Source organism: Streptomyces sp. NPDC029151, from assembly GCF_055564315.1.
The window spans coordinates 211,543-223,083 of the sequence record NZ_JBVHWQ010000011.1; the positions used below are offsets into that span (position 1 = coordinate 211,543).

Sequence of the window (11,541 nt, forward strand, 5' to 3'; positions counted from 1 at the left end):
AAAACAGGGCGATCAACAACAACCCCCAGACCACCACCCCCCCCCCCATCCCCCCCCCCCCCCCCCCCCCCCCCCCCCCCCCCCCCCCGCGCCCGCTTCGCGCGTCGGTCACTCGCCCGCCGCGGCACCCACGCCGGCCGGGGCGTCCATGAGGACGGTGCGGCGGGGGTTGGCCGTCTGGGCGGGGAGGTCGACGGAGTGCTCCGGCAGCTCGGGCGTGTGCAGCTCGCCGGCGTCCTTCAGGTGCGCCAGGGTCGTGCGTCGCGGGTTGGCTATCTTGCGGAACATCATCGTCGTCTTCACCGTTGTCGTCCTGTGCCCTCTGAACTGAGCGGGTTGGCAGAGTCATACGTTCTGTAAAGCGTCAGGCTAAACATCCGGTTCCCCGGCCAAGTCGCCAACTCCGCACGGGAAGCATGTGAGTTTGCTCACGAACTCACGGGCAAACCGGTCAATTCCGGCCGACAACCAGCGTCGAAGAAACGGACATTGACCCCCTGAAGCCACCATTCCGCTCCTGATCATGGCGACTGGGACACGGGGCACCGAGCGACGACTCGCAGGGATGTGCCCGTTATGCCCCGGAACCGGTTAGACGGCCGGTAATCCACCCCTCACGCGCCGTCACGGAGGTCACAGCTCGGCGCACTGCCCTTGTTGGAGATCCTGCACTGTGCTGGAATTCCACGGACCGCCGCAGGATCGAGCCGGCGCGCAGGGGGCGCAGCAGCGCCGAGTGGCGGCGAGATAGGGGGGAACCAGCGCCGGTCACTCCAGACCACGGGGGGCGTATTCAGGGCGCTCTCCACGACGCCGACACCGTGTCCCTCCGTTCGCGCGGAGGGGCGCCTGGTCCAGAGGTTGCGACGCTAGTGCAGGGACGTTTCAAGAGGGATGGCAGCGCTTCGGCGGAGCCGGAGCCGCACGGCGGGACTGGCCCCATGGCCGTCAGCTCCTCGCCCCAGCACGCCCAGAACCCGGGCCAGGCCCCGGCCGGAGACGGCGGTGAGCGCGGCGGCCGTCCCGGCGCGTCCGGCGCGACGGCATCCACGACCGCGGCTCCCTCGGGCAACCCCACCCCGACGGTGAAGCCCTCGCAGGGCCCGGCCAGCACCGGTTCGCGGCTCGCCCTGCGCAACTGGCGCATCTCCACCCGTCTGGTGTCGCTGCTCGCGCTGCCCGTGGTGGCGGCGACCTCGCTGGGCGCGCTGCGCATCAACGAGAACATGGACGACATCCAGCAGCTCGACAACATGAAGCTGCTGACGGACATGACCAAGCAGGCCACCGAGCTGGCCCACGCGCTCCAGGACGAGCGCGACCAGTCGGCCGGCCCGATGGCGCACGGCCTGAAGGCCAGCGACTACACGATCAAGGGCTACCAGGAGAAGACCGACCGGGCCCGCGAGAACTTCCTCGACGCCTCCGAGCAGATCGACGCGGCCAGCAAGGACGGCAACCTCCAGGGCGTCCGCGACGCGCTGGTCGGTCTCGCCAACCAGCTCGACGACCTGGCCAAGATCCGCAAGTCCGCGTACACGTCGAAGGACAACGCGACCCAGACGGTCGAGTCGTACCACCGGCTCATCACCCAGCTGATCGGCCTCTCCCAGGACATGGCCGAGGCGTCCAGCAACCCGGAGATGATCTCCCGTACCCGTGCCCTGGCGGCCTTCTCCACCGCCAAGGAGTACGCCTCGGAGCAGCGCGCGCTGATCGCCGCCGCGCTGCCCGCGACCACGGACACCAAGGGCGACCTCTCCGAGAACGACCGCCTCTACGGCCAGTCGGCGTACGAGAGCGAAGGCTCCGAGCTGGCGATCTTCCGCAAGATCTACGCCAACCACGACGCCGAGGACCTGCTCAAGCCGATCACCGAGAACAACGCGACGATCCAGACCGCGGACACCTACGCCAAGCGCTCCTTCGACTCCCCGGACGGCCTGCAGCAGCTGCCCGCGCGGTCGTACAAGGACTGGATGGACGACAGCTCGACCAAGATCGAGCAGATGAAGAAGATCGAGCGCACGCTGCTCGAGGAGATGGAACAGAAGGCGCGCGAGCTGAAGAGCGAGACGCAGCGCGACGCCATCATCTCCGGTGCGCTGATCCTCCTCGTGCTCGGTGTGTCGCTGGTCGGCGCCTTCGTCGTGGCCCGGTCCATGATCCGCTCGCTGCGCCGCCTCCAGGAGACCGCGACCAAGGTCGCCCAGGACCGTCTGCCCGAGCTGGTCAAGCAGCTGTCGGAGTCGGACCCGCAGGACGTCGACACCTCGGTGGAGTCGGTCGGTGTGCACTCCCGGGACGAGATCGGCCAGGTGGCCGCGGCCTTCGACGACGTGCACCGCGAGGCGGTCCGCCTCGCCGCCGAGCAGGCCCTGCTGCGGGGCAACGTCAACGCGATGTTCACCAACCTCTCGCGCCGCTCCCAGGGTCTGATCCAGCGCCAGCTGTCGCTGATCTCCGAGCTGGAGTCCCGCGAGGCCGACCCGGACCAGCTGTCCTCGCTGTTCAAGCTCGACCACCTCGCCACCCGTATGCGCCGTAACGGTGAGAACCTCCTCGTCCTCGCCGGTGAAGAGCCCGGCCGCCGCTGGACCCGCCCGGTCCCGCTGGTCGACGTGCTCCGTGCCGCCGCGTCCGAGGTGGAGCAGTACGAGCGCATCGAGCTGGCCGCCGTGCCCACCACCGAGGTCGCCGGCCGGGTCGTCAACGACCTCGTCCACCTGCTCGCCGAGCTGCTGGAGAACGCGACCTCGTTCTCCTCCCCGCAGACCAAGGTCAAGGTCACCGGTCACGCGCTGCCCGACGGCCGTGTGCTGATCGAGATCCACGACACCGGTATCGGCCTCTCCCCCGAGGACCTCGCGGCGATCAACGAGCGGCTCGCCTCGCCGCCCACCGTGGACGTCTCCGTCTCCCGCCGCATGGGCCTCTTCGTGGTCGGCCGTCTGTCGCAGCGGCACGGCATCCGCATCCAGCTCCGCCCGTCCGACTCCGGTGGTACGACCGCGCTGGTCATGCTGCCCGTCGACGTCGCCCAGGGCGGCAAGAAGCCCGCTCCGGGCAAGCCCGGCGCGCCCATGTCCACCGGTGGCCCCGCCGCCGCGCAGGCCGCCGCCGGTGCGGCCGCGGCCAGGCGGCAGAACGGCACCAACGGCACCAACGGCGGAGGCTTCGGTTCCGGGCCGGCCGGCGGCGGTCTGCTCGGTTCCGGTCCGGGCCCGCGCGGCCAGGTCGGCTCAGGCCAGGGCCCCCGGGCCGCGCTGCCCGGCACGGGCCAGGGCGGCCGTCCGGGTGCACCGGGCGGAGCGCGCGGCCCGCAGGGCGGCCCCGGCGGCCCCCAGCAGAACCGTCCCGCACCGGCCGGCTTCGGCGCCCAGGCGCCCGGCGCCCCGCAGGGCCTGCAGGCCGCCCAGCCGGGCGGGCCGCAGCAGGACGCCTTCGGCGGACGCGGCCGCGGTCGCGGTCCCAAGCGACCCGGTGCCTCCGCGGACCAGGGCCGCCAGCCCCAGCTGCCGCCGCGCGGCGGCCCGCGGGCCGAGCTGCCCGGCGGTGACCCGCAGTCCCGCACCCCGGACTGGAGCGACGCCCAGGCCCCGCTGTCGCGCGCCTCGCTGGACACCCCGCGCGGCCACGACGAGCAGGACCCGGCGCGGACCGGGCACATGCCGCGCGTGGACGACCGGCAGGGCCCGGGCGCGACCGCGGAGATGCCCCGCATCGACGCCCAGGGACCGGCCGCGACGGGCGAGTTCCCGCGCGCCGAGCTGAACGGCGCCTCGCACACGGGCCAGTTCGCCCGCCCGGACGAGGCCCAGCAGACCGGCCAGTTCGCGCGCCCCGACCTCGCCCAGCAGACCGGCCAGTTCGCGCAGCCCGACCTCGCCCAGCAGACCGGCCAGTTCGCGCAGCCCGACCTCGCCCAGCAGCAGGGCGGCTACGACGCCCCCGGCGGCCGGCAGGACACCGGCACCGGCTCCTTCGTCCGCAACGACGTGTACGGCACGCAGGTGCCCGGACGGCAGGACGACGGCGACCGGAACAACACGGGCCAGTTCCCGGCCCCGCAGGCCCCGCAGGCCTACGACGACAACGGGTACAACGGCGGTTACGACAACGGCTCCACCGGGCAGCACGCCCTGCCCGGCCGCCAGGACCCCGGTCACACCGGTCAGTTCGAGCGTCCGCAGCCGCCCGCCCGCGACGACTTCGGCGCCCCGCGCCCGCAGGCGCCGCAGCAGCAGCGTCCGGCCCGCAGGCAGCCGGAGGCCCTGCCGCCGGCCAGCGGTCCGGGCGACGGCCGTACCCCGCTGTACGACACCCTGGAGACCAACTGGTTCCACGGTCAGCAGCAGGAGAGCGCGCCGGCACAGCAGCCGCAGGCGCCCGCGCCGGCCGCTCCGCAGCGGTCCGCGCCGGCCAACACCGGCTCCTGGCGCACCTCGCCGAACGACGAACTCGTCCGGCAGGCGGAGCGCGTCCGGCAGCCCGCGGCGGGCGGGGTCACCACCTCCGGCCTGCCGCGCCGGGTACCCCGGGCCAACCTCGTGCCCGGCACCGCCCAGCAGCAGCAGCACCAAACCGGTCCGCAGGTCTCGCGTGCGCCTGACGACGTGCGCGGACGGCTGACCAATCTTCGTCGGGGCATCGCTCAGGGCCGTCAGGCCGGCAGCGGCCAGACCGGCAGCTTCCCGAGCCCCACTCACCAGCAGGAGCGTTAGTTGAGTCCGATGAGCCAGGCGGCACAGAACCTGAACTGGTTGATCACCAATTTCGTGGACAACACCCCCGGGGTGTCCCACACCGTGGTGGTCTCCGCCGACGGCCTTCTGCTGGCGATGTCCGAAGGTTTCCCGCGGGACCGCGCCGACCAGCTGGCGGCCGTCGCGTCCGGACTGACCTCCCTGACGGCCGGGGCGTCCCGGATCTTCGAGGGCGGCACGGTGGCGCAGACGGTCGTCGAGATGGAGCGCGGCTTCCTCTTCCTGATGTCCATCTCGGACGGGTCGTCCCTCGCGGTACTGGCCCACCCCGATGCGGACATCGGTCTCGTCGGCTACGAGATGGCACTGCTCGTCGACCGCGCGGGGGCGGTACTCACCCCGGACCTGCGCGCCGAACTCCAGGGCAGTCTGCTCCACTGACCGCCCCCGGCACCACCCACCTCACGAAAACACCGTCCGGCCGCCACAATCCCCCCACCGGCCCCGTCAGACGGCTTGACTGACCGACTTGCTGTCCCGCCCGGAGGATTCATGACCCCGCCCACCGCCCATCATGATCCGTACGCGGAGCCGTACGGGGACGAGGGCGACCAGCCGCTGGTGAGGCCCTACGCCATGACCGGCGGCCGGACCAGGCCCCGCTACCAGCTCGCCATCGAGGCGCTGATCAGCACCACGGCCGACCCGGCAGCGCTCATGGGGCTGCTTCCCGAGCACCAGCGCATCTGCCACCTGTGCCGCGAGGTCAAGTCGGTCGCGGAGGTCTCGGCTCTGCTGGCCATGCCGCTCGGTGTGGCCCGGATCCTGGTGGCCGACCTCGCCGAGGCCGGCCTGGTCGCCATCCACCAGCCGGGTGGCGACGAGAACAACGGCGGCGCTCCGGATGTGACGCTGCTCGAAAGGGTGCTCAGTGGACTTCGCAAGCTCTGACGCGGGTCGGGCCACCACCTCCGCGAAGATCGTGGTGGCGGGCGGCTTCGGCGTGGGCAAGACCACGTTCGTCGGCGCCGTCTCGGAGATCAACCCGCTGCGCACAGAGGCCGTCATGACGTCCGCTTCGGCCGGCATCGACGACCTCACCCACACCGGGGACAAGACCACCACCACGGTGGCCATGGACTTCGGCCGTATCACCCTCGACCAGGACCTGATCCTCTACCTCTTCGGTACGCCGGGCCAGGACCGCTTCTGGTTCATGTGGGACGACCTGGTGCGCGGTGCCATCGGCGCGGTGGTGCTCGTGGACACCCGGCGCCTGGCCGACTGCTTCCCCGCGGTCGACTACTTCGAGAACAGCGGCCTGCCCTTCGTCATCGCCCTCAACGGCTTCGACGGCCAGCAGCCCTACGCCCCCGACGAGGTGCGCGAGGCGCTGCAGATCGGGCCGGACACCCCGATCATCACGACGGACGCCCGCCACCGCGCGGACGCCAAGAGCGCGCTGATCACGCTGGTGGAACACGCCCTGATGGCGCGGCTGAAGTAGCACCCAAGTACGACGGGTCGTACGGCAGTTGTCGTAAAGGATTCGGGAGCCGACTGTGGCCTTTGACACGGTCGGCTCCGGTGTTCATAACAGTTCGGCAGAGGAATCTCCCGACGCCACCACGCGACGCGGTCGCGCGGTACCGCTGCGCGCACGAAGGCCCCGCCTTTTGGCGGGGCTCGCTCTGTATGACCGTTTTATCTGGCCCTTACAAGTGCGCGCTCCGCCGGTTTCCGCTGTTTGGAATCGCGCTGGTCCACGTGCTGGAATGCCTGAACTGCCCAATGGTCGACGACGTACTGAGGGCGTACCGCGTACGCACTGGTGGTCGATGGCGAACCGGGCTCTGAGAGACTGCGGCACGACGTAGGTGCCGACCGCCGAGAGGTTGTTGGTCGAGTGAGGCGAAGCAAGAACGGTCCCGAGCCGTCGGCACGGGGCAACTTCACCCCGCCGCCGCGCGCTGCGGCGCCCACCCCCGTTCCCGGTGCGGAACCGGCGGCCACTCCCGCGTCCAGCGGCGGCCGTCTCTCCCCGCGGAACTGGCGGGTGCCGACCCGGCTGAACGCCATCCTGCTCATACCCGTGGCGGTCGGTCTCGTCATGGGCGGCTTCCAGGTGAAGAGCTCGATCGACACCTGGCAGGAAGCCCGCGACGCCGAGAACACCGCCCGTCTGGTGCGCGCCGCCCTCACCTACGCCGACGCGCTGGAGAGCGAGCGTGACGTCACCGCGGCGCCGCTGCTCCTGAAGAAGAAGGACGCGGCCAGCAAGCAGACGGTTGCGGACGCCCGCAAGGCCACGGACCAGGCCGCCGCCGCCTTCAAGGAGGCGACGGCGAGCATGCCGTCCGACGCGGGCCTCGAACGCCGGCTGAAGCTCTTCCACGAGGTGGAGCCGCACCTGGCCGATCTGCGCCAGACCGCGTACACCTCCAAGCGGATCGGCGTGCAGACCGAAGAGGGCTACGTCGACATCAGCCACCCCCTGATGGAGTTCGCCAACGAGCTCGGTCTGGGCACCGGCAACATCACCTCCTACGGCCGTACCGTCTACGCCATCTCGCTGACCAAGGCGGCGCTCTCGCTGGAACGGTCGATCGGCACCCACCTGCTGGTCAAGCCCGGTCCGGACGACCCGAACCTGACGACGCAGCGGACCTCCCTCGGCTCGTACGCCTACCTGGAGCGCATCGCCCGGGAGGAGTACATCGGTGGTGGCACCGAGGCCGACGCGCAGAAGCTGACGGACGCCGAGACCCAGATCAAGACGGACGCCGCCGGTATGGCCGCGAAGGCCAAGGCGAGCAACCCCAAGTACGTCCCCCCGCCGTCCGACCCGGTCCGGATGGTGACGCTGGTCGCCAACATGAAGGACACCAGCGCGCTCACCCGTGAGCAGCTGGCGGCGAACGGACTCACCGCCGAGAACTGGTGGGCGGTCAACACGCTGAAGTACAAGGCGTACCGCCAGATCGAGTCGGACATGGCCGACAAGGCGGTGAGCGAGGCGTCGAGCATCGCCGACGACGCCAAGACCTCGGCGTTCATCACCGGTGCGGTCGTCGTGATCGCCCTGCTGGCCGCGTTCATCCTGGCCGGGCTGGTGGCCCGCCAGATGAGCCGCTCGATGCGCCAGCTGCGCAACGCCGCCTTCGGCATCGCCGAGCAGCGGCTGCCGATGCTGGTCGACCAGCTGTCCCGTACCGACCCCGGCCGGGTCGACACCCGGGTCGCGCCGATCCCGATCACCACGAAGGACGAGATCGGCGAGGTCGCCCGCGCCTTCGACCAGGTCCACCGCGAGGCGGTCCGGCTCGCCTCCGAGCAGGCGCTGCTGCGGGGCAACATCAACGCGATCTTCACCAACCTGTCGCGCCGCAACCAGTCGCTGATCGAGGGCCAGCTGACCCTGATCACCGACCTGGAGAACAACGAGGCCGACCCGGACCAGCTGGAGAACCTCTTCAAGCTGGACCACCTGGCCACCCGTATGCGCCGCAACGGCGAGAACCTCCTGGTCCTCGCCGGCGAGGAGCCCGGCCGCCGCTGGGACCAGCCGGTCCCGCTGGTCGACGTGCTGCGCGCCGCCTCCTCCGAGGTGGAGCAGTACGAGCGCATCGAGCTGTCCGGCGTCCCGGAGGCCGAGATCCACGGCCGCGCGGTCACCGACCTCGTGCACCTGCTGGCCGAGCTGCTGGAGAACGCCACCACGTTCTCCTCCCCGCAGACCAAGGTCCGCGTCACCGCGACCCGTCTCCCCGACGGCCGCGTCATGATCGAGATCCACGACAAGGGCATCGGCCTGACCGCCGAGGACTTCGCGGACATCAACCACAAGCTGGCCAACCCGCCGACCGTGGACGCCGCGATCTCCCAGCGCATGGGTCTGTTCGTGGTCGGCCGGCTGTCCGACCGGCACGGCATCCGGGTCCAGCTGCGCCCCTCCGGCGAGCAGGCCGGTACGACCTCCCTGGTCATGCTGCCGGACGCGATCACGCACGGCGGTGGCGGCGAGATGCCGCTGGACCGCGAGGAGTTCACCGTCTCGCAGATCATTCCGGAGCAGCAGTTCCGGGGTGAGGAGTTCGGTCAGGTGCAGCCGATGCGCACCGCCGCCGAACTCGGCTTCGACGACAGCCAGTACACGGAGGTCCCCGACGACCCCCGTGACCTGGACCCCGTCGGCCGCTCCCTGATGCGCGAGGAGCGCCGCGCCGCCCTGGAGGCCCAGACCCACGGCCAGCAGCCCGGCGAGCAGCAGGCGTACGAGGAGCAGCACCAGCAGTCGTACGAGACGCCGTCGTATCAGGAGCGGCCCCGGCAGCAGTACGAGGAGCAGCACCGGCAGGCGTACGAGGCGCCCGCGTACGAGGAGCAGCAGCACGCCTCGTACGAGCAGCAGCAACAGCAGCAGTACGACGGGCAGTACTACGCGTCGAACGGCGAGCAGCAGCAGGCCGACGGCTACCTCGGCCACGGCGGCTACCCGGAGCCCTCGTCCGCGTATGCGGAGCCTGCCCAGGAGCCGTCCTACCAGGACGACTGGCCCCAGCAGGACGGCTACCAGAACGGCTATCCGGCCCAGTACGCTCCGGAAGCGGAATCCCCGCAGGCCACTGACGCGAGCGAGCGGAACGGCGTAGGCTTCGACCGTCCGGGAACGGCCTCTCCCGCCGCACACGCGCTGACCGACGCCGGGCTGCCCCGCCGCGGGTCCCCCGCGAGCGGTTCCCACGGCGCCGGTTCCCCGAACGGCACGGCGCGTGCGCAGCAGGAAGCGCCGGCTCCCGCACCGGGCAACGCGCCGGGGGCGAGCGGCGAGAGCGGCTGGCGTTCGGCGAACGACGAGCGGTGGCAGCAGGCCGCGCAGCTCCGGAAGCCCAAGGCAGGCGGGGTCACCGCCTCCGGTCTGCCGCGGCGGGTCCCCAAGGCCAACCTGGTCGAGGGCGCCGCCGAGACCACCCCCCAGGGAGGCCCACAGGTCTCCCGCGCCCCGGAGGACGTCCGGGGCAGGCTGAGCAACCTGCGCCGGGGCGTCCAGCGCGGACGCAGCGCAGGCAGTGAAACGAACGGCCAGGGCTTCGGTCCTGACAGCACCTACGACCAGGAGCGTTAGTGTGAGCCCGATGAGCCAGGCGGCACAGAACCTGAACTGGTTGATCACCAACTTCGTGGACAACACCCCGGGGGTGTCCCACACGGTGGTGGTCTCCGCCGACGGACTCCTTCTGGCGATGTCCGAAGGCTTCCCCCGCGACCGCGCCGACCAGCTCGCGGCCGTCGCCTCCGGTCTGACGTCTCTGACGGCAGGCGCCTCCCGGATCTTCGAGGGAGGCAGCGTGAATCAGACGGTTGTGGAGATGGAGCGGGGATTCCTCTTCATCATGTCCATCTCCGACGGCTCCTCGCTCGCGGTGCTGGCGCACCCGGAGGCGGACATCGGCCTCATCGGGTACGAGATGGCCCTTCTGGTGGACCGCGCGGGCACGGTCCTCACCCCGGATCTCCGCGCGGAGCTCCAGGGAAGCCTTCTCAACTAATTAACGTACGGTGCGTATTCGCGTCCCGGGGCCGTAAGGTTTCGGGACGCGGCTCCACACGGATGGGTGCCCGGCGCAGTCGGAGGAGGAGAAAGTGGCAACACCCCCAGGCGGTTCGTCTTCGGGCAACTGGTCGTACGGCCCTGCCCAGGGTCAGGGCGATGGTTCGGCGAACCGGTACGACTTCCCCTCCACCCCCGCCCACCGGCAGCCGTACGCCCCGCAGGGCCCCGGCCCCTCGCCGTACGACCAGCCGCCGGCCCCGCGCATCCAGCCGGTCCAGCCGCAGCGCCGACCGGAGCCGGCTCCCGCCGCGGCGTCCAACAACCCCCTGGTGCGTCCGTACGCCATGACCGGCGGCCGGACCCGCCCGCGCTACCAGCTCGCCATCGAGGCACTGGTGCACACCACCGCCGCTCCGCACCAGATGCAGGGCCAGCTGCCCGAGCATCAGCGGATCTGCAACCTGTGCCGGGAGATCAAGTCAGTGGCCGAGATCTCGGCCCTCCTCACGATCCCCCTCGGCGTGGCCAGGATCCTCGTCGCCGACTTGGCGGAGGCGGGCCTGGTCGCCATCCATCAGCCCGGCGGCGACGAGAACGCCGGTGGCCAGCCAGACGTGACACTGCTCGAAAGGGTGCTCAGTGGACTTCGCAAGCTCTAGCGGCGGTCCTTCCCGCTCCACCACCTCCGCGAAGATCGTGGTGGCGGGCGGCTTCGGCGTGGGCAAGACCACGTTCGTCGGCGCCGTCTCGGAGATCAACCCGCTGCGCACAGAGGCCGTCATGACGTCCGCTTCGGCCGGCATCGACGACCTCACCCACACCGGGGACAAGACGACGACCACCGTCGCCATGGACTTCGGCCGCATCACCCTCGACCAGGACCTGATCCTCTACCTCTTCGGTACGCCGGGCCAGGACCGCTTCTGGTTCATGTGGGACGACCTGGTGCGCGGCGCCATCGGCGCGATCGTCCTGGTCGACACCCGGCGCCTGGCCGACTGCTTCCCCGCGGTCGACTACTTCGAGAACAGCGGCCTGCCCTTCGTCATCGCCCTCAACGGCTTCGACGGCCAGCAGCCGTACTCGCCCGACGAGGTGCGCGAGGCGCTGCAGATCGGCCCGGACACCCCGATCATCACGACGGACGCCCGTCACCGCGCGGACGCCAAGAGCGCGCTGATCACGCTCGTGGAGCACGCGCTGATGGCGCGGCTACGCTAGCCGCCCGCCTGCCGCGAGGGGCCCTTTCCGGCCGGAGAGGGCCCCTTTGCCGTACCCCGC

9 protein-coding genes are annotated in these 11,541 nt (G+C 71.0%); 8 read left to right on the forward strand and 1 reads right to left on the reverse strand.

All coding sequences use genetic code 11. The features are described from left to right. Nucleotides 1-108: 108 nt before the first annotated feature. Nucleotides 109-303 carry a hypothetical protein gene (locus ACZ4VF_RS32800; protein ID WP_467930556.1) on the reverse strand — a complete coding sequence of 65 codons (195 nt, stop codon included), beginning with the start codon at nucleotides 301-303 and terminating at the stop codon, nucleotides 109-111. 569 nt (nucleotides 304-872) lie between these two features. Here ACZ4VF_RS32800 and ACZ4VF_RS32805 point away from each other — a divergent pair. The 8 genes from ACZ4VF_RS32805 to ACZ4VF_RS32840 all read left to right on the forward strand — a co-directional run bounded on the left by ACZ4VF_RS32805 (nucleotide 873) and on the right by ACZ4VF_RS32840 (nucleotide 11,481). Beyond that, nucleotides 873-4,724, forward strand: a complete 3,852-nt coding sequence (locus ACZ4VF_RS32805) for a sensor histidine kinase (RefSeq protein ID WP_467930558.1) — start codon at nucleotides 873-875, stop codon at nucleotides 4,722-4,724. Nucleotides 4,725-4,733: 9 nt separating this feature from the next. Beyond that, complete coding sequence (locus tag ACZ4VF_RS32810; protein WP_030346561.1) at nucleotides 4,734-5,147, forward strand: roadblock/LC7 domain-containing protein; 414 nt, start codon at nucleotides 4,734-4,736, stop codon at nucleotides 5,145-5,147. A gap of 111 nt (nucleotides 5,148-5,258) precedes the next feature. Beyond that, nucleotides 5,259-5,657, forward strand: coding sequence for a DUF742 domain-containing protein (locus ACZ4VF_RS32815; protein ID WP_009190816.1), 399 nt, complete (start codon nucleotides 5,259-5,261; stop codon nucleotides 5,655-5,657). Continuing rightward, nucleotides 5,638-6,213, forward strand: coding sequence for a GTP-binding protein (locus ACZ4VF_RS32820; RefSeq protein WP_230919148.1), 576 nt, complete (start codon nucleotides 5,638-5,640; stop codon nucleotides 6,211-6,213). Before ACZ4VF_RS32815 ends, ACZ4VF_RS32820 begins: the two co-directional genes overlap by 20 nt. Nucleotides 6,214-6,612: 399 nt before the next feature. Continuing rightward, on the forward strand, nucleotides 6,613-9,831 hold the full coding sequence (locus ACZ4VF_RS32825; protein WP_467930560.1) for a sensor histidine kinase: 3,219 nt from the start codon (nucleotides 6,613-6,615) through the stop codon (nucleotides 9,829-9,831). A gap of 10 nt (nucleotides 9,832-9,841) precedes the next feature. Beyond that, the gene (locus tag ACZ4VF_RS32830) at nucleotides 9,842-10,255 is read left to right on the forward strand and encodes a roadblock/LC7 domain-containing protein (RefSeq protein WP_004983065.1); all 414 of its coding nucleotides are present in this window, start codon (nucleotides 9,842-9,844) and stop codon (nucleotides 10,253-10,255) included. Between the two features lie 94 nt (nucleotides 10,256-10,349). Then, a complete protein-coding gene (locus ACZ4VF_RS32835; RefSeq protein WP_467930562.1) occupies nucleotides 10,350-10,919 on the forward strand; it encodes a DUF742 domain-containing protein in 570 nt (189 codons plus the stop codon). Then, on the forward strand, nucleotides 10,900-11,481 hold the full coding sequence (locus ACZ4VF_RS32840; RefSeq protein ID WP_093769009.1) for a GTP-binding protein: 582 nt from the start codon (nucleotides 10,900-10,902) through the stop codon (nucleotides 11,479-11,481). Before ACZ4VF_RS32835 ends, ACZ4VF_RS32840 begins: the two co-directional genes overlap by 20 nt. The last annotated feature ends 60 nt before the right edge of the window (nucleotides 11,482-11,541 follow it).